The sequence below is a fragment of the Thauera sp. 2A1 genome (assembly GCF_009469595.2).
Lineage (GTDB): Bacteria > Pseudomonadota > Gammaproteobacteria > Burkholderiales > Rhodocyclaceae > Thauera.
In genome coordinates this window covers 43,747-67,891 of sequence record NZ_SSXV01000015.1, presented here as the reverse complement: position 1 = coordinate 67,891, position 24,145 = coordinate 43,747, and the positions used below count along the sequence as shown (strand labels likewise).

The window sequence follows — 24,145 nt, the reverse complement described above, 5'->3', positions numbered from 1 at the left end:
AAGCTGCGCGACAGATCAGAACGACATGGAATATTGTGCGCCGAGAATCCAGACGCTTGAATCGTAATTGCCCTTGACGAGCCCCTTGAGTCGATCCTTAGCGTCGCGGTTCTCGATCCTGGTGTCCGGTATGTACAAATACGCGACGCCAAGATCCAGCGTGGAGTCCTTCGTTGCGCGCCATTGCGCGCCGACGGAAAACCAGGTGCGATCGTTGTCAGGCAATGACGTCAGGCGCCGACGCGCATCTCTGACCGGCGTTTCGTCATAGGCGACGCCGAACCTCAGCTTCCAGGCATCGTTGTATTGGTAGTTCGCGCCCAGGGCATAGCGCCAGGTGTCCCTGAAGTCGGTTCCCAGGATCTGAGCGACCTCGCCGCTGCTGCCCCCTGAACTGCGGACGATGTCGACCTCCTTGATGCTGCTCCAGCCGGTGCGCGAGATGTCGCCCAACAGCTCCCAGCGGCTGTCGAGCTTATGCGTCGCACTCAGGATGAAGGTGTCGGGCAGTTCGACATCCGCCTTCGCGTGCGAACTGCGCGCAGCATTGAAGGCGGGCGACGGCCCCTTCAATGTCAGCTCGCCCTTCAGTTCGTGATCGATGCTGGATCGATACGACAGACCGACCTTGGTCGCGGCGCTCAATTTCAGCAGCAGGCCGACGTTCCAGCCCCAGGCGTCATTCGCAGCATCCAGGGTGGCAAAGGTCAACGGAAGGGGGAGAGGCTGTGTCGGAGGAACGATAGTTCCCGCCCGTCTGACGTACTCCACCTCCATGCGCTGCCAGCTCACCCCCGCGCCGAGCGACACCAGCTCGCTCACCCGCCAGGCGATCGAGGGATTGATGTTGTAGGTCTTGATGTCGAACTTGGTCGAATGCGCCGCGCCCACCCAGTCGTTGTCGTACTCGGTCATCAGGCCGAAAGGTGCGCCCAGGCCGACGCCTACATAGACGTCCTTGTTCAGCGCCCACGACAAGTAGGCGTTGGGAATCGCCGCCCAGCCGCCCGCGTCGCTGGTGTTGCCGGTCAGCACGCCGGTCTGCGACCCGTCGTTGCTGAACTTGAAACTCGGCTTGACTGCGGCGAGCCCGATCGACAGCGCGCGCGCGGGCAACTGCGTCATGCCGGCCGGATTGAAGAAGATCGTGCTGGCGTTCTCGGCGACTGCGGCCGACCCCGCGTAGGCATTCCCGATCCCGCTCGCATTCTGTTCGAGAAGCTGGAAACCCGCTGCCGAGGCGGCGCCGGACGCGGCCAGCGCCAGCACGCCGGCCACCCGGCCGAAAATTGTCAATCGCTGCATCTGTCATCCCTCGCTATCTGTTTCTTCTTCGAAAAAGGCAGCAGCTCCGCGCTGCGTGACGTGGAACCATCAGGCAGCATGCCGTCTGCGCCAATCCGGGTTTCCCCGAAGGATGCCCGCCCGACAGACGCCAGCGCCCCCCACGGGCGCGCGGGGATGCCCGAAAGCGGGACCGATGCAGGCCTCCGGCACAGGTATCGAAATGATCCGTCCAGCAGCTTATAGTGATATAAGTGTAAGAAAAAAATCCTGTCGCTTTCCTGAGCTACGCGCTGCTTTCGTTACCGGCACGCGCGGCTTCCGGGACGGGAGGAGACGCGGTGGAGCCCAATGAAATATCGCCTGCTTGACGAAAGGAGCCTGGTCTTCGACGGGGCGGACCCCTTCGAAGTCTCCGATTACGTCAATCGCCATGTGGGAGTGCATCGGATCCGGCTGCCGGGAAGCGCGGGCCGGGTGGCGGGGCTGCGCCATCGCAAGGCGGGCCTGATCGACCTGTGCCGCATCACCTACGGCGGTCCCGTCCGCGTCGTATCGACCGGACTCGCCGACGTTTACCACCTGCAGATCATCCTGCGCGGCCATTGCCGCTACGAGATCTCGCGGGAGAGCCACGACTTTTCGTCGGGCGACATCCTGCTGCTCAATCCGGACGATCCGATCGACCTCACCTACTCGGACGACTGCGAGAAGTTCATCCTGAAGATCCCGGCCTCGCTGCTCGACGACGTCTGCATCGAACAGGGCTGGCTCAGGCCGCGCGAAGGCATCAAGTTCATTCCGATCCGCTACCAGCTGCATGAGATCGAAAGCCTGATGAACCTGCTGGTGCTGCTGTGCCAGGAGGCGGAATCCGAGGCTGGATCGCCGGCGCAGGTCTTCGGGCACTACAACTGGATCGTCGCCAACAAGCTGCTGACGCTGCTCAAGCACAACATCCGGCGCGAATTCCCGACGCTTCAGTCCTGCTCCTTCGAGCGCCTGGTCCAGTACATCGACGAAAACATCAAGCGCGATATCTCGGTGGAGGAGCTCGCGCGCGTGTCTCACATGAGCCTGCGCTCGCTGTATCTGCTGTTCGAGCGCTACACCGACACCACGCCGAAAAACTACATCAAGCGACGCAAGCTCGAGCGCATCCATGCCACGCTGATCGACCCCGCGAATCCGGTGCGCAGCGTCACCGCGGTCGCTCTCGACTACGGTTTCACTCATCTGGGCCGCTTTTCCGAGTTCTACAAGGCGACTTTCGGCGTCCTGCCGTCCGACACCCTCAAGCGTCGCTGAAAGGCGTCCCCTCCTCGAGCACCGGCTGCCGCATAAAAAAAAGCGACGCTTCGCCCATCGGCGTGCGTCGCTCTTCTTTCTTGTTCCCGCTGTCGGGTTTCGGGAGGACGTCGTTCTCCAGGCTCGCACCGACGCCAGGCACACCGCAACCTGCCCCGACCGCAACGACCGGGGCAGGTTTGGTGATGCAGTGCAACTACTGCGTCGAGCGCGCGACCAGCACCGCCATCTGCGGGTTTTGCTTGGCGACCTCTTGCGCAAGCTCGGCCTTGGCGCGCTGGCCACCTTCCTCGGTATTGAGGATGATCAGGTCGGTCCGCAGCTGCTCGGCCAGGTCGACCACGGCTCTGCCGCGGTCGAACAGCGTCGCCGTCAGAATCCGGCCTTCGGCCGGGATACCTTGCGCGTTGACCTCGTTCACATACTGCTGCAGGTTCGCGACGTGCTTCGGATCGACGGCCTTGTCGGTGTCGCCGACCTCGGCAGCCATGACATGCTCCGGAGCGAGGTACACCAGGTGAACCTTCTGGCCGGTCAGGGACACGAACTCCGAGATCCGCGCGCGGGTCAGCTTGTTTCCGGTCTGGTCGACCACCGCCATGATGGTGCCGTAGAGACGGGACTTGCCGGCGGGCACGGCAGCCGCAGGCGCGGTGGTCGGCGCCATCGTCTGTGCAACCGCTGCGGCCTTGCTCTTCGGCAGGATCACGGTAAGGATCAGACCGACGAGACTGATGCCACCCAGCACGTAGAAGATGCTGTGCAACTCGCCGGCAAACGTGACCGCCAGGAAGGCGCCGAAGACCGGCCCGACGATGCCGCCGATACGGCCGAACGCTGCGGTCCAGGCGACACCGGCACCGCGGACGTTGGTGCGGTAATAGTTGGCGGCCAGGCCGTAGATCAGGCACTGCGTGCCCGAGGTACCCAGACCGACGATCGCGATCGTGGACAGGAGCAGCACCACCACCACCGTGCTGACCTCGGCGAGCTGCTGGACCTCGCCCGGCTTGGCAACCGGCGGGACATTGATGTTCGCCGCGATCAGACCGACGGCACCCATGGCGAGCGCGCCGACCACGAAGCCAAGCGCCACGATGCGCGGCGGTCCGTGCTTGTCGGCCAGCCGGGAACCGATCAGCGTGCCCAAGATGGCGCCGGCGTTGAGGACCAGCAGCAGGGCCAGCGAACCCTTCGGCCCCATGATCGGGAGCATGATCTTCGGCAGCCAGGTGTTCAGCGAATAGACCAGCAGCAGGCAGAACGCCGAGATGAAGCCGATGATGATGGCGGGGACGAAATAGACGGTGAACAGACCGGCCCAACCCGCGCGCTCGTCGGACGACTTGGCCACCACGCTTTGCTGCGGCTTGATCTCCGCCTCGGGGATGGGAACGCCCGTGCGCGCGGAGACGCGGCGAGCCTCGTCCAGCCGGCCGCGGGAGGCCAGCCACGCCACGGACTCGGGCAGCTTCCAGAAGGCGAGCGGCAGCAGGGTGACCAGCGGCAGCGCACCGATCAGGAACATGCCCCGCCAGCCGATGATCGGCAACAGGAAGATCGCCAGCAGGGCCGACAGCAGCGAACCGAGCGGAATGCCCGTGTAAGTGAAGGCGGTGGCCAGGTTCTTCTTGCCGGGAGGGGCGAATTCGGCTGCCATCGCGCCCGTGGTGCCGGCCAGCGCGCCTACGCCGAGACCGGTGATGAAACGCCAGATGCCGAAGGCGGTGAGCGTCTCGGCCATCGAGGTAACGGCCATGCCGATCGAGAACCAGGCGATCGAAGCGAGCATGACCTTGCGGCGGCCGATCAGGTCGCCCAACGTGCCGGCGACGAGCGCGCCGAGCATCATGCCGATCATCGCGTACGAGCCGAGCACGCCGGCGTCTTTCGGTGTCAGGGCATGGTCGCCGATCCATTTGGCGGAGTCCGGGCCCATGAAACCGGGAAGGACGGCGCCGTAGACGACGAGGTCATAACCGTCGAAGATCAGCCCGACGAAGCAGATGGCGATCACCCAGATGATGGTGCTGCGCCGCTTGCGCAACATCTCCGGGCTGTCCACAGCGGGAACAGCAGTTGAATTTGACATCATGTCTCCTCAGGTAAAAATGATTCGAGTCGTGCGACGACTCGGAAGCTCTTCAAACAGAGATACCGCAAGCAAGCCTTCGGCTCGATCCCGGGATGGATCCGCGACATGGTCTTCCCGGAAGACCATCGCCAACGGCGCCCCTCGCATGACGTACAAGTCGAAGGGCATCGGTCTTGAGCGGCGATTGCCGAGCTACAGACATTCGCCCGGTCGATCTCAATTTCCGCAACTCGCGCGAAGAACCGAAAACAAGCCTGCAGATGCCCGGCTGCGCGTTTCACGCACAGTTTCCCCTCCAGTGCGCATCGCGCACCGGAAACCGTGCAGCCCTACGTTGAGGCCCCGTTCCTAGGTCCGGGGCATCCGCGCTGCCTGTAATGAATCGATTTCGAAGGTGCCCAGCCTCAACCGAGATCGCCGCCGCCCACCGGCAGCACCACGCCGGTGATGTAGGAGGCATCGTCCGAGGCGAGGAACAGGATCGCTCCCGCCTGCTCGTCGGTGGTGCCGAAGCGCTTCATCAGGCTGGTGTCGATCGACTGGGTGTAGATCTGCTTGTACCAGGTCTTTTCCTGACGGGTCTGCTTGGAGGTGTTGCGCTGCACGCGACGCGGCGGGGCCTCCGTCGCGCCGGGCGACACCGCATTGACGCGGATGCCGCGCTCACCGTTCTCGAATGCCAGGCAGGCGGTGAGCGCGTTGACGCCCCCCTTGGCGGCGCCATACGGCACGCGGTTGACGCCGCGCGTGGCCACCGAGGACACGTTGACGATGACGCCCTGTTCCTTCTCGAGCATGTAGGGCAGCGCCGCGCGGCAGCACCACATCGTCGGGAACAGCGAGCGGCGCACTTCGGCCTCGATCTGCTTCTCGTCGTAGTGCTCGAAGGGCCGCGTCCAGATCGTGCCGCCAACGTTGTTGATCAGGATGTCGATGCGGCCGAAGCGCTTGACCGCCTCGTCCATCACGCGCTGGCAGTCGGCGAACTGCTCGAGGTCGGCCGTCAGCGTGAGCACCTGGGTGACCTTGCCGAGCGTGTCGTTCAACTCGTGGACGAACTCGGCGCGGTCGACCAGCACCAGCAGGCCGCCTTCGTCGGCCATGCGTTCGGCCACGCGCAGGCCGATGCCTTGCGCCGCGCCGGTGATGACCGCGACCTTGTTGTCAAAACGCTTGTTCTGCTGCATGACGAATCACCTGAATGGTTGGGTTGCGTGGATCGGCACCTGCTCAGACGCTGGCGGCGAACTTCTCGTAGTGGAAGCTCACCGGCTCGACCTTGCGTTCGCGCAGGTTGTGGGCGACCGCCTCGACCATCGGCGGCGGGCCGCACAGGTAGATGTCCACGTTGCCTTCGTTCAGGTGCGTCGGCTCGATGTGGGCGGTGACGTAGCCCTTCTTCGGGTAGGCGCTGTCCTCGGCCACCACGCACACCGCATAGGTGAAATTGGGCAGCAGCTTGGCGAAGGCGTCGAGCTTCTCGATCTCGACCACGTCGGCGTCGGTATTGACACCGTAGATCAGGTGAATGGGGTGCGCGCTGCCACCGGCAGCCACGACCTTGTCGAGCATGGCGAGGAAGGGCGCAAGGCCCGTACCACCGGCGAGCATCAGCACCGGACGCTGGATGTCGCGCAGGTAGAAGCTGCCGAGCGGGCCGGCCAGTTTGATCTCGTCGCCCGGTTGCGCCTTGCCGGTGAGATAGCCGCTCATCAGGCCGTTGGGCACGTTGCGGATCAGGAACGACACTTCACCGCCCTTCGGCATCGAGCTGAACGAATAGGCGCGGTGCTGTTCGGTGCCGGGCACGCCGAGGTTGGCGTACTGGCCCGGCAGGAAGGACAGCTTGTCGATGCCTTCACCCTGCACCGTCAGGTTGATCGTGCTGGGCGAGAGTTGGCGAACTTCCTTGACGGTGGCGGTGATGCTGCTCTGCTTGATCTTGCACACTTCGGACGAAGCGGGAATGCGCACCACGCAGTCGCTCTTCGGATGCATCTGGCAGGTCAGCACATAGCCGAGGCCGGCTTCTTCTTCGCTGAGCGCGTCCTCGATGTAGAAGCCCATTTCGAACTTGCCCGATTCGGCGAAGCTCTTGCAGGCGCCACAGGCGCCGTCGCGGCAGTCGATCGGAACGTTGACGCCCTGACGATACGCTGCGTCGGCAACGGTCTCGGTCGACTTGCAATCGATGAAGCGGGTGACACCGTCTTCAAAGTTCAGTGCGATCTTGTGAGTCATGTTAACCCCCTCTGCTGGAGATGAGCCCGAAGCGACACCGCAATCATGGTGTGGTTCAGGCGAAAACCGGCGACAACCCCGGGTGAGAGCTGTCGCCGGTCGCTGACTTGGCCTGAGCCTGAGCCCCGGCGCTTGCGTCAGATGTGATAGACGTCGATGACGTGACGGATGTAGTCGGTCTTCAACACGACTTTCTTGTCCTTGATCAGCGGATTCGCGCCGGAGAAGTCGATCGTGTAGAAGCTGGAGCCGAAGAACATGTCCGTGTGGTTGTAGCGGGTGCTCGACGTCAGCCAGTTGAAGCGGACCTTGACGACGTTGCCGCTCTGCTCGACCACTTCCACGTTGGAGATGTTGTGCGACGTCCGCGTATCCGGAATCGTCGCGCTCGAGCGCTCGGTGCGGATACGGAACACGCGGTCTTCCAGGCCGCCACGGTTCGGGTAATAGATCAGCGAGATCTCGCTCTGCGGATCCTCCGTCAGTTGGCCGTCGTCGTCCCACGCCGGCATCCAGAAGGTGGCCTTCTCGTCGTAGCATGCCAGCCAGCTATCCCAATCGCATTCGTCGAGGTGACGGGCTTCGCGATACAGGAAGGCGCAAACGGTCTCGTAGGAAATACTCATTTAATTCGTCTCCTCAGGATTACTTGGCGGCAGCTTCTTCAGCCGCCAGCGCCTTCTTCATCTGCTCAAGCCAGTAGGTGTGCTGGGCAACGTACAGGCCTTCGTCTTCCGTCTTGACACCGCTGAGGATGGGCTTCAGGCCGATCTTGTTGGCTTCGTCGTCCGCACCTTCGACCCAGTGCTCGGCGCCGCGGGACATGTCGTTCCAGACGAAGTAGCTGCCATTGAAGCCTTCCTGGCACGCGCGGAACTCTTCCAGGTCATCCGGCGTAGCCATGCCCGAGGCGTTGAAGAAGTCCTCGTACTGGCGGATGCGGCGGGCGCGGGCCTCGGCACTCTCACCCTTGGGCGCAATGCAGTAGATCGTCACTTCGGTCTTATTGACCGACAGCGGACGAAGCACGCGAATCTGCGAGCTGAACTGATCCATCAGGTAGACGTTCGGGTACAGGCACAGGTTGCGCGAGTTGTTGATCATCCATTCGGCCGTGTTCGCACCCACGCGCTCGGCGAGCTGCTCACGCACCGGATACAGCGGGCGGTCTTCCGGGTTGTCCCAACGCGTCCAGAGGAGAATGTGGCCATTCTCGAACGAGTAAGAACCGCCGCCCTTCTTCGCCCAGCCGCCGGCGCTCATCGCCTTGATGCCATCACCGCCGGCGTCACGCTCCTTGCGCGCAGCCTGAGTCGCGGCGTAGTTCCAGTGCACCGCGGTCACGTGGTAACCGTCAGCGCCGTTCTCGGCCTGCAGCTTCCAGTTGCCTTCATACACATAGGTGGAAGAACCGCGCAGCACTTCCAGACCTTCCGGCGATTGATCGACGATCATGTCGATGATCTTCTTCGACTCGCCGAGGTGCTCTTCCAGAGGCGCGACGTCGGGATTCAGGCTGCCGAACAGGAAGCCACGATACGACTCGAAGCGCGCGATCTTCTTGAGGTCGTGCGAACCGTCGGTGTTGAAGCTGTCGGGATAACCGGTTTCGCTCGGATCCTTGATCTTCAGCAGCTTGCCCGAGTTGTTGAACGTCCAGCCGTGGAACGGGCAGGTATAGGTCGCCTTGTTGCCGTGCTTGAAGCGGGCCAGCGTTGCGCCGCGGTGGGCACAGGCATTGATGAAGGCGTTGAGCTGACCGTCCTTGTTACGGGTGATGAAGATGGGCTGACGACCGATCTTGGTCGTGTAGTAGTCGTTCACCTTCGGCAACTGGCTTTCGTGGGCGAGATAAATCCAGTTGCCCTCGAAGATGTGCTTCATCTCGAGCTCGAACAGCTCTTCGTTGGTGAACATTTCCCGCTTGCAGCGGAAAAGGCCCTCTTCCTTGTTCTTCTCGAGCAGGGAATCCAAATACTCGTTCGTTACGTGCATGGCCGGAGTCTCCTTCGTTGTCTGGCAGGTCGGCAGATTAGTGCCACCTGAGGTCGGATGATATCCATTTCCTGCACGATCAATATCCGTTTTTTGCATGCGATCGATGAAGAAATGGAATGTCCAGTTAACGCAAACGTAAAGAACAAGCAATAAAGAAATGCGATTCGACAAGGAGCGCAAGGAAGAGCCGGAAGCATGGAATTTTTTTATGCAGAAATCTCTTGCGGAGCACCCGGTTCTCAAGTATAAAATCTCGAGATATTGCCGTTGAGGCAGACGTCAGAAGCCGTAAGCGCATGAAATTTCGCAAATTTGCGGAAATCGCACAGGCTCGTAAGGGTTCACCCCAAGAGGATACCCATGACAACTGACGTCAAGGCAGGAGTATGCTCGGATAGCTGTGAGGACTCGGATTGAATTAGCAGTCTTTCACTTATCAAATAAAAACCAGTGCATTTCTGCATCGACTCTCATTAAGAGGAGCCGGGGCTGCGGCAATGGAAAAAGATGTGGCTTGGGGGAAAACGCGAAATCGGTTCGGGAAGAATTGCACGCTCGCGGCAATTCCTGTTCCCGATTGCCAGTTCCGCCAAGTTTGGAGAATGCCCCGAAATGGGTATTCGTCAAGGAAAATCGGGAGTGCCGGACCGGGGTGCATTCATGCCGGCTGCCGCGCGGCCTCGAGCTCAGCTCCGGCTTACGTCATGGGCACAGCTTGAGTTGAACCGCTTGTGCGCGGCCCGCCAGCAGGAAGCCGGGTTCATGGTTCTTCCGTGCCGCGCGTTCCCCCAGATCGACATCGACCCCGGCAGCTCAGGGAAGATGGCGAAGGATTTCGATTTGCAGCGTTTCGCGACAAGCCCCTCGCCCGGGGATGTCGATTCATTGGCGGCGGCCCACACGGACCGACCGCCCACCATCAGAGAGGAGAGTTGAAAATGGCACTCACTGGCGTTCTCCGCCCCGGCCACATCGTCATACGCGTGCTGGACATGGCTGCGGCACTCAATCACTACGTCGAGGTTCTCGGCCTGATCGAAACCGGCCGTGACGACAAGGGCCGCGTCTACCTGAAGGCCTGGGACGAACACGACCACCACAGCGTGGTGCTGCGTGAAGCCGACGAAGCCGGCATGGATTACCTCGGCTGGCGTGTCGACTCGCCCGCCACGCTGAAGAAGCTGGCCGCCGATGTCGAAGCGTCCGGCCTGGCCACCGACATGAGCTGGATCCCCGCTGGCGAGCACCTGAAGACCGGAGAGCGCTTCCGCTTCACGATCCCGACCGGCCACGTGATGGAGCTGTATGCCGAGAAGGAAAAGGTTGGCAACGGTATGCCCGACACCAACCCGGATGCCTGGCCGGACGGCCTCAAGGGCATGGCGCCGTCGCGCTTCGACCACTGCCTGCTGTACGGCGACGACCTCGATGGCACCATGAAGCTGTTTACCGAAGTCCTCGGCTTCGGCATCGCCGAGCTGGTGGTAGCCGGCCCGGACAAGTTCCCCATCGGTGCCTTCCTGACCTGCTCGAACAAGGCCCACGACGTCGCCTTCATCCGCCAGCCGGTGAAGGGCAAGCTGCACCACGCCTCCTTCCTGCTCGACAACTGGTACGAAGTGCTGCGTGCCGGCGACATCATCTCCAAGAAGGATGTGTCCATCGACATCGGCCCCACCCGCCACGGCATCACCCGCGGCGAGACGATCTACTTCTTCGATCCGAGCGGCAACCGCAACGAAGTGTTCGCCGGCGGCTACCACTGGTACCCGGACAAGCCGACGATCACCTGGACCGATGACCAGCTCGGCAAGGCAATTTTCTATCACGATCGCGTACTGAACGAGAAGTTCCTGTCCGTATTCTCCTGATTCACGCCACGGGCGACCCTGGGCACCAACGCTTCACGTGGTGTCCTGCGGCTGCCCGACCACGACGCCGCGGAGTTCCGAAGGAAGGCCGCGGCGTCCAATCGGCCGCAGCCTGCGATGCCGCCTTAAACATCAACTTTGGGAAACCTGAGCATGAAAGACATCAAGAACTTCATTAACGGCGAGTACGTCACCAACGTCAGCGGAAAGACGTACGAGAAACGCAACCCGGTCGATAACTCCCTGATCGGGGTGGTTCATGAGGCGGGCAAACCCGAAGTGGATGCGGCCGTCGCCGCGGCCAAGGCGGCGCTGAAGGGCCCGTGGGGCAAGCTTTCCGTGGTCGAGCGCTGTTCCATGCTCGACGCCGTCGTCGATGAGATCAACCGCCGCTTCGACGACTTCCTGCAGGCCGAAATCGCCGACACCGGCAAGCCGGCCCACCTCGCCTCGCATGTGGACATCCCGCGCGGCGCGGCCAACTTCAAGATCTTCACCGACACCATCAAGAACGTCTCGACCGAATCGTTCGAGATGCGCACCCCCGACGGCAAGACCGCGCGCAGCTACGGCGTGCGCGTGCCGCGCGGTGTGATCGCCATCATCTGCCCGTGGAACCTGCCCCTGCTGCTGATGACGTGGAAGGCCGGCCCGGCGCTCGCCTGCGGCAACACCGTGGTGGTGAAGCCGTCGGAAGACACGCCAAGCACGGCCACGCTGCTGGGCGAGGTCATGAACAAGGTCGGTCTGCCGAAGGGTGTCTATAACGTTGTCAACGGCTACGGTGTCGACTCGGCGGGTGCCTTCCTGACCGCACACCCGGACGTCAACGGCATCACCTTCACTGGCGAGACCCGCACCGGAACCGCCATCATGAAGGCGGGCGCCGACGGCATCCGCCCGGTGTCGCTGGAACTCGGCGGCAAGAACGCCGCCCTGGTGTTCGCTGATTGTGATTTCGACAACGCCGTCGCCACGGTGACGCGCTCCTGCTTCGAGAACGCCGGCCAGGTCTGCCTGGGCACCGAGCGCGTTTACGTGCAGCGCCCGATCTTCGACAAGTTCGTGGCTGCGCTGAAGGTCAAGGCCGAGACCATGAAGCCGGGTCTTCCGTTCGACCCCGACACGAAGATTGGCCCGCTGGTCAGCAAGAAGCACCAGGCGAAGGTGCTGGGCATGTACGCCAAGGCGAAGGAAGAAGGGGCCAACATCGTCTTCGGCGGCGGCATCCCCGACATGCCGGACGCGCTCAAGGACGGCTGCTGGGTCCAGCCCACCATCTGGACCGGCCTGCCGGAAACCGCCACCGTCGTCACCGAGGAAATCTTCGGGCCCTGCTGCCACATCCAGCCGTTCGATACGGAAGAGGAAGTGGTCGCCATGGTCAACAACAACCGCTACGGCCTGGCCACCTCGATCCACACCCAGGACATCAGCCGTGCAATGCGTCTCGCCAGCGAGATCGAAGTCGGCCTGTGCTGGATCAATAGCTGGTTCCTGCGCGACCTGCGCACGCCGTTCGGCGGCTCCAAGCAATCGGGCATTGGCCGTGAAGGCGGCGTGCACTCGCTGGAGTTCTACACCGAGCTGCGCAACGTGATGATCAAATACTAACCGGGCACCACCCCCATCCGGACGGGGCTGCACCCCGTCCGGATGGGGGGCGACACTTCGCATCCTGCCGGGAATAATTCCGCTCAGAACAATCACACGAGCCACACATGGACCAGACCAAGATCAATCATTACGGCGACGAGCTGTACAACGCACTGAAGACGCTGACCCCCGTCGCCCCCCTGACCGACCGCGAAACCGACATCACCATCGAGGACGCCTACGCGATCCAGCAGCGCATGATCCAGCGCCAGCTCGACGATGGCCACACCATCGTCGGCAAGAAGATCGGCGTCACCAGCAGGGTCGTCATGGACATGCTGAAGGTGAACCAGCCTGACTTCGGCCAGATGCTGTCGAACATGGTATTCAACGAAGGCGAGCCGATCGTCGCCTCGTCGATGATCGCACCGAAGGCCGAGGCCGAAGTCGCCTTCATCCTCAAGAGTGACCTGATGGGCCCGGGCGTGACCGCGGCCGACGTGCTGCGCGCCACCGACTGCGTGGTGCCCTGCTTCGAGATCGTCGATTCGCGCATCAAGGACTGGAAGATCAAGATCCAGGATACCGTGGCCGACAACGCCTCCTGCGGCGTGCTGGTGCTCGGCGGCGTGCGCAAGAGCCCGCGCGACATCGACCTCGCGCTGGCCGGCATGGTGCTGTCCAAGAACGGCGACATCATCAGCACGTCCACCGGCGCCGCCGTCCAGGGCTCGCCGGTCAACGCCATCGCCTGGCTGGCCAACACCCTGGGCCGCCTGGGCATCGGCCTCAAGGCCGGCGAGATCATCCTCTCCGGTTCGCAATCCCCGCTCGTCCCGGTCACCGCCGGCGACAGCCTCTTCTGCAACGTCGGCGGCCTCGGTGGCACGTCGGTCCGCTTCATCTGACAAGGAATTCACTCATGGCACTCACCCTCGACCAGGCCACCATCGCCAAGCTCGCCGAGCACCTCGAAAACGCCGAGCTGCAGGTTCACGACGTCACCAAGATCACCGACGACTACCCCAACATGGACTGGGATGACGCCTACGCCATCCAGGACGAGATCAAGCGCCGCAAGCTCGCCCGCGGCAACAAGATCGCCGGCCTCAAGGCGGGCCTGACCTCGCGCGCCAAGATGAAGCAGATGGGCGTCGAGACCCCGGTGTTCGGCTTCGTTGCCGACTACATGTCGGTGCCGGACGGCGGCGAAGTGAAGTTCGACGAGCTGATCCACCCCAAGGTCGAAGCCGAAATCTGCGTCGTCACCAAGGCGCCGCTGCGCGGCCCCGGCTGCCACATCGGCAACGTCATGGCGGCGATCGACTTCGTGCTGCCGGCCGTGGAAGTGATCGACTCGCGCTACCGCGACTTCAAGTTCGACCTCAAGAGCGTGATCGCCGACAACACCTCGTCGGCCCGCTTCGTGATCGGCGGCAACATGCGCGATCTCGGTGCGCTCGACCTGCCCACCCTGGGCGTCGTGCTGGAAGTGAACGGTGAGGTCAAGTCGATGGCCGCCGGCGCTGCGGTGCTCGGCAACCCGCTGGTGGCGATCGCAATGATGGCGAACGAACTCGGCAAACGCGGCCAGGAAATCCCGGCCGGCACCTTCATCATGACCGGCGGCGTCACCGAGGCGATCCCGGTTCAGAAGGGCGACAACGTCAACGTCCGCTTCCAGGACCTGGGCAACGTCTCGTTCCGTTTCGTCTAATAACCTACTGCACGCCCGGATCAGTCCTGCGCTGAAACGTGGCGCATCGGGGCAGCAGCGGCCAACGTTGCCGCTGCTGCCCCCCGGATGGCTGGCCGAGCGATGCGGTGTTTTCGGGAGGCATAGCGATGTCATCCAAACAAGATCTCACCCGGCAGTTCACCGCCGAGGAAGGCGTCATCCACATCGGCGGCATCGAAGCCCTGGTGCGGTTGACGATGGACCAGATCCGCTTCGACCGCCGCCGCGGTCTGAACAACGCCATGTTCGTCTCCGGTTACCGCGGCTCGCCCGTGGGCATGCTGGATGCGAACTTCATCAAGCAGCAGAAGCTGCTGATGCAGCACAACATCCAGTTCACCGACGGCCTGAACGAAGACCTCGCCGCGACCGCGGTCTGGGGCACGCAGATGCTGCACACCGTCGGCAAGCAGAAGTTCGACGGCGTCGTCGGCACCTGGTACGGCAAGGCGCCGGGCGTGGACCGCAGCGGTGACGTGCTCAAGCACGCCAACTACACGGGCACCCTCAAGAACGGCGGCGTGCTCGCCATCTTCGGCGACGACCCGAGCTGCAAATCCTCTTCGCTGCCGAGCCAGTCGGAAGCGATGTTCTACCACGTCGGCATCCCGTCGCTGTACCCGGGCAACGTGCAGGACATCCTCGACTTCGGCCTGCACGGCTATTACCTGTCGCGCATTTCCGGCTTGTGGTGCGGCCTCAAGATCGTCACCAACGTAGCCGACGGCAGCGGCAGCGCCCTCGTCGACCCGGATCGCATGAAGTTCATCACCCCGGTGGTGGAACTCGACGGCAAGCCCTACGTGCCCGAAGTCAACCTGGGCATGAACGTGCGCAAGGACGCGCTCGACATGGAGCGCACCCTGTACTACGCGCGCCACGAGATCGCTCGCCAGTACGCGCGCGAGAACAACCTGAACAAGGTCGTGCTGCCCAATGCCGACGCGTGGCTGGGCATCATCACCGCCGGCAAGACTTATCACGATCTGCGCCAGGCCTTCCTCGAGATGGGCCTGGACGACGACGCGCTGCGCCGCTACGGCATCCGCATCCTCAAGATCGGCATGCTGCACCCGCTGCAGCCGCAGGACATCAAGGACTTCGCCAAGGGCCTGGAAGAGATCTTCGTCATCGAAGAGAAGCGCCCCTTCATCGAACTGTTCGCGAAGGAAATCCTCTACGGCACCGCCAACGCACCCCGCATCGTCGGCAAGCGTGACGAGGAAGGCCGCGACCTGCTGCCCTTCCACAGCGAATTCGAGTCGGACATCATCGTGCGCGCACTGCACGCCCGCATGTCGCGCAAGGCGAAGCTGGAGTCGGCCGAAGCCTGGATCAAGCGCCTGGACGAGATCCACAGCCGCAACTCGCTGACCACGCTGGGCCGCTCGGCCTGGTATTGCTCGGGCTGCCCGCACAACACCTCGACCAAGGCGCCTGATGGCAGCGTCGTGTCGGCCGGCATTGGCTGCCACACGATGGCGATGTGGATGAACCGCGGCGTGGTGATGGGCACTCACATGGGCGCCGAAGGCACGCAGTGGATCGGCATGCAGAACTTCACCGACACCAAGCACATCTTCCAGAACATGGGCGATGGCACCTACGCGCACTCCGGCAGCCTGGCGGTGCGCTACTGTGCGGCGACCAACACCAACATCACCTTCAAGATCCTCTTCAACAGCCACACCTCGATGACGGGCGGTCAGGAGATCATGGGGGCGGAGCCGGTGCGCGCGATGGTGTCCGAGCTGATCGCCAACGGCGTCAAGCGCGTGATCGTCACCGCCGAGGACCTCAGCCGCTACAACGGCGTCAACCTCGTCGGCAACACCGAAGTCTGGCACCGCGACCGCATCATGGAAGCGCAGAAGGTGCTGGCGGCCACCGAAGGCACGACGGTGCTGATCCACGACCAGGAATGCGCCGCCGAACTGCGCCGCCAGCGCGGCCGTGGCAAGGCCTACGAGCCGGAAGCGCGCATGGTGATCAACGAGCGCGTGTGCGAAGGCTGCGGCGACTGCGGCCAGAAGTCCAACTGCATGTCGGTCGAACCGGTGCAGACCGAGTTCGGCCGCAAGACGCGCATCCACCAGCCGTCGTGCAACAAGGACTACTCCTGCGTGAAGGGCTTCTGCCCGTCCTTCCTGACCATCACCCCGAACGCCGCCCCGGCCGAAGGTGATGGCAAGAAGAAAAAGAAGGGCCGCCTGCCCGCGCTCGACCGCAATCTGCCGGATCCGGTGTTCAAGGTGAATCCGGACAACTTCGGTGCCCACGTGATGGGCATCGGCGGCACCGGCTCGGTGACGGTGGCTGCCACCATCGCCAACGCCGCGCGCATCGACGGCAAGTATGCGATCGGCCTCGACCAGACCGGCCTGGCGCAGAAGGGCGGCACCGTGATCTCGGACATCAAGGTCACCAGCACGCCTTTCGACGGGTCGAACAAGATCTCCGACGGCAGCACCGATCTGTACCTCGGCTTCGACATCCTGAACGCCACCGATGCCAAGAACCTCGACAAGTGCCACCCGGACCGCACGATCGCCATCGTGTCGACCGGCCAGGCGCCCACCGGCTACATGGTGTCGGACAAGTCGGTCCAGTTCCCCGCCACCGGCGGCCTGACGCGCGGCATCGACCGTGTGACGCGCAAGAACGACAACGTCTATATGGACGCGCAGACGCTGGCTGAAGGCCTGTTCGCCGACAGCATGGCGACCAACATGTTCATGGTCGGCGTGGCCTACCAGGCCGGCGCCCTGCCGATCAGCGCCGCCTCGATCGAAGCCGCCATCAAGCAAGCCGGCGTCGGCGTCGAGATGAGCCTGCTGGCGTTGAAGTGGGGCCGCATGGCGGTGGTCGACCTCGACTTCGTCAAGGCCGAGATCCACAAGTACGAAGCCCATGCGCCCAAGCTGCCGGAACTGACGCCGGAAGCGCGCCAGATTGTTGACACCGTCGGTGCTAGCGGCGAAGTTCGCCGTCTCCTGGAAATCCGTGTGGCCGACCTGATTGAGTACCAGGATGCCGACTACGCGCGCCGCTACGCTGCCAAGATCAAGGGCGTGCTGGAGGCCGAGAAGCGCGTGGCGCCCGAGAGCACCGCGCTGACCGAAGCCGCCGCCCGCTACTTCTACAAGCTGATGGCGTACAAGGACGAGTACGAAGTCGCGCGCCTGCACTCCGACCCGGCCTTCCTGGCCGAGCTGGATGCGCAGTTCCCGAACGGCTACACGGTCGAGTACAACCTCGCCCCGCCGCTGTTCTCGAAGCGCGACCCGGAAACCGGCGAGCTGATCAAGCAGAAGTACGGCCCGTGGGTGCTGAAGGCCTTCCGTCACCTGGCGAAGTTCAAGAACCTGCGCGGCGGCAAGTGGGACATCTTCGGCAAGACCGAGGAGCGTCGCCAGGAGCGCCAGGCGATCGAGGACTACAGCAAGCTGCTCGACGAGATCGCCGGCAAGCTGAACCGCGACAACCTGGCGACCGCGGTGCAACTGGCCAGCGTGCCGGACGACATCCGCGGCTACGGCCACGTCAAGGAGAAGCACGTCCATCTGGCGAAGGAAAAAGAGGCCAAGCTGCTGGCGGCCTTCCGCAATCCGCAGCCGGCTCGCGTCGCCGCCTGACCCATCGCCCGGACAGGGTGGTTCTGCCTCCGGGCGGGACCGCCCGACGCCGGCGAAACGAACTCCCTCTTGGCCTCTCCCGCACACCGCGGGCGAGGTTTTTTTTATCGTGCATCGGAGCATCGCTCACCCGCGCGTCTCGCCACCGGTTCCTCTGAGGTATCTCACCCCGATTTGCTTGCGGGAACGGCTGGGACTCGCAACGCGGCAGGTCTGGCGGCGGGAGATGCGTGGAGCGGACGAGCACTGTCCGAGTCCCGAGCGAAGCGAGGTCGAGTTGCGCAGGACGCGGAGCGCATCCCCCGCCGCCAGACCGGATTACGAGTCCTCCTCAGCCCCCCTCGAAACGGCGGTTTGACGCCCGTTGCCGGGCACAACAGAATCTCCCCTGCCTGCATGATCCTGTCGGTGTCATTCGCGCAATGCGCGCAGATATCTGCCATCGCCACGGCAACACGCACCTGCCGACAGGCCGGCTGACGCCCTGAACCTATCCCGGACATCACCGATGAGACGCGCCCCATCCGCCGCCCTGCCCGGCCCCGAGCCGACGAGCCGCCACGACTGGCAGACGATCAAGAGCCTGCTGCCCTTCATCCTCGCCTACAAGGGCCGCGTGCTGTTCGCGCTCGCCTGCCTGGTGGCGGCCAAAGGCGCCAACGTGGCGGTGCCGCTGATCTTCAAGGACCTGATCGACGCGCTGTCGATCACGCCGCAGCAGGCGCTGATCGTCGTGCCGGCTGCGCTGCTGCTGGCCTATGGCGTGCTGAGATTTTCCACATCGCTATTCACCGAACTGCGCGAGATCGTCTTCGCCCGCGTCACCCAGCAGTCGGTGCGCGAGATCACGCTGCGCACCTTCCGCCACCTGCATTCGCTGTCGCTGCGCTTCCACCTCGAACGCCAGACCGGCGGGCTGACGCGAGACATCGAGCGCGGCACGCGTTCGGTCGGTTCGCTGATCAGCTACACGCTGTATTCCATCCTGCCGACGCTGATCGAGATCGGGCTGGTCATCGGCATCCTGCTGGTGCGCTACGACGCGGTGTTCGCGCTCATCACGCTGGGCGCGCTGGTGCTTTATGTCGTGTTCACCATCCGCGTCACCAACTGGCGCACCGCGCTCCGCCGCCAGGCCAACGAGCTCGATTCCGCGGCCAATTCGCGCGCCATCGACAGCCTGATCAACTTCGAGACGGTCAAGTACTTCAACAACGAGGAGTACGAGGCGCGCCGCTACGACGAGCAGTTGCAGAAGTGGATCCAGGCGCAGATCACCAACCAGTATTCGCTGTCGGCGCTCAACGTCGGCCAGGCGGCGATCATCGCCGTCGCCGTCACCGCGATGATGTGGCAGGCCACCGTGCGCGTGGCGGCCGGCAAGATGACGATCGGCGACATCGTGCTGGTGAATGCCTTCCTGATCCAGCTCTACATCCCGCTGAACTTCCTCGGCGTGCTGTACCGCGAGATCCGCCAGTCGCTGACCGACATCGAGCGCATGTTCGGGCTCATGCACCAGCACCGCGAGATCGCCGACGCGCCGGGGGCGCTGACGCTTGCGCCGGGCCCTGCCAGCGTGCGCTTCGAGCATGTCGGCTTCGCCTACGACGCCAAGCGCCCCATCCTGTTCGACGTCGATTTCGACCTTCCCGCCGGCAGCACCGTCGCGGTGGTGGGCCACTCGGGCTCCGGCAAATCGACGCTGGCGCGGCTGCTGTATCGATTCTACGATGTGCAGCAGGGCGCGATCCGCATCAACGGCCACGACCTGCGCCAGCTCAGCCAGCACAGCCTGCGTTCGGCGATCGGCATCGTGCCGCAGGACACGGTGCTGTTCAACGACACACTCTTCTACAACATCCAGTACGGCCGCCCCGAGGCCAGCCGCGAGGAAGTGGAAGCCGCCGCGCGCGCCGCCCAGCTCGAGGACTTCATCCGCCAGTTGCCCGACGGCTACGAGACACGCGTCGGCGAGCGCGGCCTGAAGCTCTCCGGCGGCGAAAAGCAGCGCGTCGCCATCGCCCGCGCACTGCTGAAGAACCCCGCCGTCCTGATCTTCGACGAGGCCACCTCGGCGCTCGATTCCAAGACCGAGAAGGCCATACAGGCCCAGATCGAGCGCGCCGCCGAAGGCCGCACCGCGCTGGTCATCGCGCACCGGCTGTCGACCATCATGGACGCCGACGAAATCATCGTGCTGGAGGCCGGCCGCATCGTCGAGCGCGGCCGCCATGCGGCGCTGCTCGCGCACGGTGGCGCCTATGCGCAGATGTGGCTGTTGCAGCAGCAGGAAGAGGAGGCAGCCACTGCAGCGTGATCAGAGCGCAAAAGGAATCGGCGCCCGCAGGCGCCGATCCTCCTCCCTGAACCCTTCGGGGTTTCTGTTATTGATTCGATCAGGCAACGACCTTTCTGCGACGCAAGCCAACCATGCCGAGGAAGGCGGCCCCTGCGAGGGCGAGCGAACCCGGCTCGGGCGCGCTTCCACCCCCGCCGCCCGTGCCGCCGCCGTTCGTCGTGCCGGCGATGCCGGTGAGCTTGAGGTAGTCGAACTTCTTCGTAGTCGACGTTGAATTCAAGGCGAGGTAGCTCCCACTGGAGATGTCTCCCGAATTGACACCAACGCCCGTTGTGAATCCACCAGCCCCGATCAGCCAGTAGCTCGAAGTGAGCGCCGTACCCAGCGTCGTCGTGAACGCGCCGCCTGCGGTGCTTCCGCCCGGGTTGGAGTAGTTGCCCACCAGCGTCCAGCCGGAAAGAGTCGCATACGTGAGCCCCGTCAGCGTCGGCGTTCCGGCACCGGTGTAGGCGAGCACGTAGAAGTCGCTGTCGGCATTCCACCAGCCGAAAGTGATGCTGGTCAGATTGACACTCGTGCCGAACGACAGCAAGGCCGAATCGGCACGCTCGTTGTTGTCGAAGGAATGCTCGGGGCTCTGCCCTTCCTGGTAATCGGTGCCCGCTGTGTTCGTGGCAGTGCCGCCAGCGTCGCGGTTGTAGGCGCCAAGCCCCTGCCAAGTACTGTCGAATGCGAGCTTCGCCGTCTCCAACTGATTGGCGTTGTTGTTGTCCTGAGTCACTTGACCGGTGGCGCCCGCGTTTATCCCCGTATTCGAGTAAGCGCCGACACCCACCGTTACCCCGGATGCGGAATAGGTCCGGGTATTACCATACCCCCCCGCATCGCCCGCCGTGGTCGACGTCGGCGCGGTCGCCTGGAGATTGAAGGACCAGTTAGTCGCCGCGTGCCCCACGGCGGGTGCCAGGGCCATTACGGCCGCGGCGGCGAGCGTCAGAGAAGTGCGGGGAAACATGATGGATCTCCAAAGGTGCGCTGTTGCCTCTGCAAAGCAATAAACAGGCCGTTTACATAAGCATCTGAAAGAAAGGTATTTTTCCTGATAAAAAAATAGACCAATAAAAGCAAATGTAAGAATCACCGACATCTATTTGGCTGAATTGATCTCGCGCAGAAAGCTGGCGACCTGTTCGGAGAGCACCGCTGTGGGCATCGCGGACACGTCCGCCAACTCGGACCGTGCCTCCGCGCTGCGACCCGATTCGTGCAGCACGCGCGCGAGGTGGTAGCGGATCTCCAGGTTGTCGGGGGCACGCAATCTTGCTTCGCGCAGGTAGCGCATGCCTTCCTCGCGGCGCCCGGCGCGCGACAGCAGCCAGCCATACGTATCCACCACGTTCGGATCGGCAGGGGCGAGAGCGTGGGCCTTCTCCGCCATCGTCAGCGCCTGCGCATCGCCCTGCTCGTGCAACACCAGCGCGTAGTTGTTGAGCACACCCGGACCGGCTGCCCCCTTGTCGATCATGACCCGATACTCGCGCGCGGCCGCGGGCCAGTTTCCTGCTCGCATGTGCAGTTCCGCCAGGGCCTGCCGCACCGCAGCATCGTCATCGCGCTGCTGCAGCCGCGTCTCGAGGGTCGCAACGGCTTGCGCACGCTTGCCTTGCGCCATCTGGGCACGCGCAAGGCTCAGGGCCCGCGCGCCGGAGGGCTGGAGGCGCGCCGCTTCGCGATAGGCTTCTTCCGCCTCGACGTGCCGACCGGCCACGAGCGCGACATCGCCGGTGAGCCGCAAGCCCTCGGCGTTCAGGGGGTGTCGCTCGCGCAAGGCCTTCACGTACTCTCGTGCCTTGCCGACGTCCTTGGCTGCCATCGCAGCTTCTGCTGCCAGGATCAGGGCGCCCGCGTCGCCGGGGCGTCCCGCGAGGGCCTTCTCCGCACAATATTGCGCGCCCGCCGGATTGCCTGCAGCCAACTGCAGGCGGCCGACCCGGACCTGGGCATCGGGGTCGAACTCTGCCCGCCGCGTCATTTCGCGCAGTGTCTGCTGTGCCGACTTGGCGTCGCCGGCGTCGAGCTGAGTCTGCGACAGTGCGGCCAGGACGGCGAGATCGCCGCTGCGCCGTGCTGCCAGGGCCTTGGCCGCCTCCAGCGCACCCGGCCGATCGCCAGCCAGGGCCTTGCCCTGGATTAGCGCGAGCCCGATGCGCACATCGTTCGGGCGCTCGGCCGACGCCTTCTCCAGCCAGCGCATGGCATCGGCCGGCCTGCCGGCGCGCTGCTCGAGAAGCGCGGACTCGTACATCACGGTCGCGTCCCGTTTGTCCTTCTTCAACATGTCGGCGTAGGTCCGGCGTGCGTCGTCAAGGCGCCCCTCGCCCGCATCGAGCCGAGCGAGATTCAAGCGCGCAGGCGTGAACTCGGGGTCGCGCGTCAGGGCATCCGTATAGGCGGCGCGAGCCCCCCCACGGTCGCCCATCCCCCCCTTGATCGCCCCGAGAAGGTTCAGCGCCGCCGGGTTACCGGGAAGCGCAGCACTGGCACGCTGGGCAACTTCCAGTGCCTTCTTCGAATTGCCTTGTCGCATCAGCGTGTTCGACAGGGTGACGGCCAGACCGAGGTCACCCGGCGCCCGATCGAATGCCGCCTGCAGATTCGCAGTCGCCGCCGGCACGTTGCCCTGCCCGAGGCGGCTGAGGCCGAGCGCGGCCTGCACTCCGGCGTCGCCTCCCGGGGCGATTCGTTCGAGCAGTTCGCTCGACTTCGCGTAGCGCTTCTGCGCCAGGTAAACCCGCCCGAGCAGATGCAGCGCCTGCGGATCGTCCGGCTGCACGCGCAGCACCTGTTCGAGCAAGCTCGTGGCGCGCGCATGATCGGCCATATCGACGTAAATGGAGGCCAGCAGCTTGCGCGCGCCGATATCGCGCGGATAGCGCGCGACGAGGGTATCCAGGTACTTGCGCGCCTTTTCATACTGACGGCCGGCGTGGTGCGCGAGCGCACCGACCATCAGCAACTGTTCGTGGCCGGCCAGCCACTCCATCGGCAGCGCATCGACGAGACGCGCCGCCTCCTCGAGATGCCGCGTCGCCTGCGCCGCATCACCGCGGCGGCTGGCGAGCAGGGCTTGCAGGTAGGACACGCGCGGCTCGATCGGCCCGTCCTTGGCGAGATCGTCAAGATCGATCCGCGCCTCGGCATCACGACCGAGATCGATCAGGATACCGGCGCGCGCGACCCGGGCGTCGACCAGGCTCGGCTGCAGTTCGATCGCGCGCTCGTAGTCCTTCAACGCGGCGGCGATATCGCCTCTGGCGTGCGCCACCGAACCTCGCGCGTTGTAGGCGCCAGCGTGGGCGGAGCCGAGTTGCACCGCCCTGGCGGCACGTTCGCGCGCCAGATCCATGCGGCCGCCCGCGATCAACATCGGTACCTCGCGCACCAGCGGCACCGGGGATGCCGGATCGATGGCGCGCGCCTCGCTGAAACTGCGTTCCGCCTCGTCGCGCCTGTCCAGCGCCGCGAAGGCGCTACCACGCAGCGTCAGCACCTCGAGCCTCACGCCTGCCGGCAGGCCGTCGGGCAGGACTGACTCGATCAGTTTCCCGGGCCGCCCCTGCAACAGGTAGATGCTGGCGAGCGGCACCACCACTTCAGCGCGATTCACACCTAGGCGCAGCGCCTCGTTGAACTCGACTTCCGCGGGACCGACGTCGCCATCATCCAGATAAGCCTTTCCCAGCAGCAGGTGGGCTGCAAGCATGTTGCGGTCCTGCTGCAGCGCATTCTTCAACTGCAAGATGGCGCCCGCGACGTCTTGCTTCTGATAACGCGCGAGTCCATCCTCGTAATACCGACTTGCGGCAGCGGGATCGGCCCAGGCAGCCTCAAGCGGGGCAAGCAAGGTGAATGCGACGGCGAGGGACGTCAGGGACCGGCGGCACGGCTTCTTCATGGTGGGTCAGCAGGGATGTCTGATGAAACCGGACTTTAGGCAATTCCGCCGGGAAGCTCCGTGACATCCTTGGCTGGAGGGGCAAACCATCTCGCCGCATCGCCGCGCATCAGTGCCAGCCG

The 24,145-nt window shown here is 64.0% G+C and carries 15 protein-coding genes; 7 read left to right on the top strand and 8 right to left on the bottom strand.

Annotated elements, in window-relative coordinates; all coding sequences use genetic code 11:
* Window positions 1-15: 15 nt before the first annotated feature.
* Window positions 16-1,305, bottom strand: coding sequence for an OmpP1/FadL family transporter (locus GH664_RS14300; protein ID WP_153168755.1), 1,290 nt, complete (start codon window positions 1,303-1,305; stop codon window positions 16-18).
* A gap of 330 nt (window positions 1,306-1,635) precedes the next feature.
* Between GH664_RS14300 and GH664_RS14295 the strand changes: the two genes are divergently transcribed.
* Window positions 1,636-2,592, top strand: coding sequence for an AraC family transcriptional regulator (locus tag GH664_RS14295; RefSeq protein ID WP_153168754.1), 957 nt, complete (start codon window positions 1,636-1,638; stop codon window positions 2,590-2,592).
* Window positions 2,593-2,788: 196 nt separating this feature from the next.
* Here the strand turns inward: GH664_RS14295 and GH664_RS14290 are convergent, their stop codons facing one another.
* The 5 genes from GH664_RS14290 to benA form a co-directional block, all read right to left on the bottom strand.
* Entirely contained in the window at window positions 2,789-4,642 is a 1,854-nt protein-coding gene (locus GH664_RS14290) for an MFS transporter (protein ID WP_153168803.1), read from the bottom strand.
* A gap of 449 nt (window positions 4,643-5,091) precedes the next feature.
* Window positions 5,092-5,874, bottom strand: coding sequence for a 1,6-dihydroxycyclohexa-2,4-diene-1-carboxylate dehydrogenase (locus GH664_RS14285; protein ID WP_153168753.1), 783 nt, complete (start codon window positions 5,872-5,874; stop codon window positions 5,092-5,094).
* Window positions 5,875-5,917: 43 nt separating this feature from the next.
* Window positions 5,918-6,928, bottom strand: coding sequence for a benzoate 1,2-dioxygenase electron transfer component BenC (gene benC, locus GH664_RS14280; protein ID WP_153168752.1), 1,011 nt, complete (start codon window positions 6,926-6,928; stop codon window positions 5,918-5,920).
* Between the two features lie 137 nt (window positions 6,929-7,065).
* A complete protein-coding gene (benB, locus tag GH664_RS14275) occupies window positions 7,066-7,554 on the bottom strand; it encodes a benzoate 1,2-dioxygenase small subunit (protein ID WP_153168751.1) in 489 nt (162 codons plus the stop codon).
* Between the two features lie 19 nt (window positions 7,555-7,573).
* Complete coding sequence (gene benA, locus GH664_RS14270) at window positions 7,574-8,923, bottom strand: benzoate 1,2-dioxygenase large subunit (RefSeq protein WP_153168750.1); 1,350 nt, start codon at window positions 8,921-8,923, stop codon at window positions 7,574-7,576.
* A gap of 941 nt (window positions 8,924-9,864) precedes the next feature.
* Between benA and GH664_RS14265 the strand changes: the two genes are divergently transcribed.
* The 6 genes from GH664_RS14265 (at window position 9,865) to GH664_RS14240 (ending at window position 20,086) form a co-directional block, all read left to right on the top strand.
* Window positions 9,865-10,797 (top strand): catechol 2,3-dioxygenase, encoded by a 933-nt coding sequence (locus GH664_RS14265; RefSeq protein ID WP_153168749.1) that lies wholly within the window; start codon window positions 9,865-9,867, stop codon window positions 10,795-10,797.
* A gap of 153 nt (window positions 10,798-10,950) precedes the next feature.
* On the top strand, window positions 10,951-12,411 hold the full coding sequence (locus GH664_RS14260; protein ID WP_153168748.1) for a 2-hydroxymuconic semialdehyde dehydrogenase: 1,461 nt from the start codon (window positions 10,951-10,953) through the stop codon (window positions 12,409-12,411).
* Window positions 12,412-12,518: 107 nt separating this feature from the next.
* Window positions 12,519-13,301 carry a 2-oxopent-4-enoate hydratase gene (gene dmpE / locus GH664_RS14255; protein WP_153168747.1) on the top strand — a complete coding sequence of 261 codons (783 nt, stop codon included), beginning with the start codon at window positions 12,519-12,521 and terminating at the stop codon, window positions 13,299-13,301.
* Window positions 13,302-13,315: 14 nt separating this feature from the next.
* Complete coding sequence (dmpH, locus tag GH664_RS14250) at window positions 13,316-14,110, top strand: 2-oxo-3-hexenedioate decarboxylase (protein ID WP_153168746.1); 795 nt, start codon at window positions 13,316-13,318, stop codon at window positions 14,108-14,110.
* A gap of 128 nt (window positions 14,111-14,238) precedes the next feature.
* Window positions 14,239-17,766, top strand: coding sequence for an indolepyruvate ferredoxin oxidoreductase family protein (locus GH664_RS14245; protein WP_153168745.1), 3,528 nt, complete (start codon window positions 14,239-14,241; stop codon window positions 17,764-17,766).
* 508 nt (window positions 17,767-18,274) lie between these two features.
* A complete protein-coding gene (locus tag GH664_RS14240) occupies window positions 18,275-20,086 on the top strand; it encodes an ABC transporter ATP-binding protein/permease (protein WP_153168744.1) in 1,812 nt (603 codons plus the stop codon).
* A 79-nt stretch (window positions 20,087-20,165) separates the two neighbouring features.
* Here GH664_RS14240 and xdp1 read toward each other — a convergent pair whose 3' ends face one another.
* On the bottom strand, window positions 20,166-21,083 hold the full coding sequence (gene xdp1, locus GH664_RS14235; RefSeq protein ID WP_194270413.1) for an exosortase-dependent surface protein XDP1: 918 nt from the start codon (window positions 21,081-21,083) through the stop codon (window positions 20,166-20,168).
* 132 nt (window positions 21,084-21,215) lie between these two features.
* Complete coding sequence (gene prsT, locus GH664_RS14230) at window positions 21,216-24,023, bottom strand: XrtA/PEP-CTERM system TPR-repeat protein PrsT (RefSeq protein ID WP_153168742.1); 2,808 nt, start codon at window positions 24,021-24,023, stop codon at window positions 21,216-21,218.
* Window positions 24,024-24,145: the final 122 nt, after the last annotated feature.

What these genes read in the sequence shown, in the direction of transcription:
- GH664_RS14290 (WP_153168803.1), bottom strand. Translation starts at nt 4,642, where the DNA reads ATGTTGCGCAAGCGGCGCAGCACCATCATCTGGGTGATCGCCATCTGC.
- GH664_RS14240 (WP_153168744.1), top strand. Translation starts at nt 18,275, where the DNA reads ATGAGACGCGCCCCATCCGCCGCCCTGCCCGGCCCCGAGCCGACGAGC.
- prsT (WP_153168742.1), bottom strand. Translation starts at nt 24,023, where the DNA reads ATGAAGAAGCCGTGCCGCCGGTCCCTGACGTCCCTCGCCGTCGCATTC.
- benA (WP_153168750.1), bottom strand. Translation starts at nt 8,923, where the DNA reads ATGCACGTAACGAACGAGTATTTGGATTCCCTGCTCGAGAAGAACAAG.
- benC (WP_153168752.1), bottom strand. Translation starts at nt 6,928, where the DNA reads ATGACTCACAAGATCGCACTGAACTTTGAAGACGGTGTCACCCGCTTC.
- dmpE (WP_153168747.1), top strand. Translation starts at nt 12,519, where the DNA reads ATGGACCAGACCAAGATCAATCATTACGGCGACGAGCTGTACAACGCA.
- GH664_RS14260 (WP_153168748.1), top strand. Translation starts at nt 10,951, where the DNA reads ATGAAAGACATCAAGAACTTCATTAACGGCGAGTACGTCACCAACGTC.
- GH664_RS14245 (WP_153168745.1), top strand. Translation starts at nt 14,239, where the DNA reads ATGTCATCCAAACAAGATCTCACCCGGCAGTTCACCGCCGAGGAAGGC.
- benB (WP_153168751.1), bottom strand. Translation starts at nt 7,554, where the DNA reads ATGAGTATTTCCTACGAGACCGTTTGCGCCTTCCTGTATCGCGAAGCC.
- GH664_RS14300 (WP_153168755.1), bottom strand. Translation starts at nt 1,305, where the DNA reads ATGCAGCGATTGACAATTTTCGGCCGGGTGGCCGGCGTGCTGGCGCTG.
- xdp1 (WP_194270413.1), bottom strand. Translation starts at nt 21,083, where the DNA reads ATGTTTCCCCGCACTTCTCTGACGCTCGCCGCCGCGGCCGTAATGGCC.
- GH664_RS14265 (WP_153168749.1), top strand. Translation starts at nt 9,865, where the DNA reads ATGGCACTCACTGGCGTTCTCCGCCCCGGCCACATCGTCATACGCGTG.
- GH664_RS14295 (WP_153168754.1), top strand. Translation starts at nt 1,636, where the DNA reads ATGAAATATCGCCTGCTTGACGAAAGGAGCCTGGTCTTCGACGGGGCG.
- GH664_RS14285 (WP_153168753.1), bottom strand. Translation starts at nt 5,874, where the DNA reads ATGCAGCAGAACAAGCGTTTTGACAACAAGGTCGCGGTCATCACCGGC.
- dmpH (WP_153168746.1), top strand. Translation starts at nt 13,316, where the DNA reads ATGGCACTCACCCTCGACCAGGCCACCATCGCCAAGCTCGCCGAGCAC.